A 540-nucleotide genomic window follows, 5' to 3' on the forward strand; every position below is an offset into this window, starting at 1 on the left:
GGCCCGCACCTGGGGCCCGCGTGGCGTTACCCCGATTCTGACCGTGGCCGGCCGTGGTGGGCGCCGCATGTCGGTGGCCGGGATGGTCGCCTACAAGCCTGGGCAGCGTGCCCGGCTGCTCTACCGGCTCATGCTCCACCGTGGCCGCAAGGGCGAGCCCAAGGGCTTCGCCGAAGCGCAGTTCGCGGAGATGATCGACGCCGCCCACCAACAGCTCGGCGGGCCGATCGTGCTGATCTGGGACGGGTTACCGGCTCACAAGTCCCGCAGGATGCGCAAGATGATCGCCGCACGCCACTGGCTGCGCGTCTACCAACTGCCCGCCTACGCCCCGGAGTTGAACCCGACCGAGAACGTGTGGTCGAACATGAAACGCGGTATGGCCAACCTCGCCGCAGGCACCATCACCGACCTCGCCCGCACCGCCAGGAAACGACTCAAAACCATGCAGTACCGGCCCGGACTGATCAACGGATTCCTCAACGCCACCGGACTAGCGCCACCCTGACCAAGCCGGACCCTGACCCAAGAACCTCAGTA

The 540-nt window shown here is 67.0% G+C and carries 1 protein-coding gene; it reads left to right on the forward strand.

The annotated features are described in order from the left end of the window. Positions 1–508: transposase (locus tag ABD287_RS18475; RefSeq protein ID WP_344174835.1), on the forward strand; the 508-nt coding region annotated here is incomplete at its 5' end. Positions 509–540 lie beyond the last annotated feature (32 nt).

Source organism: Pilimelia columellifera subsp. columellifera, assembly GCF_039532605.1.
GTDB classification, from domain to species: domain Bacteria; phylum Actinomycetota; class Actinomycetes; order Mycobacteriales; family Micromonosporaceae; genus Pilimelia; species Pilimelia columellifera.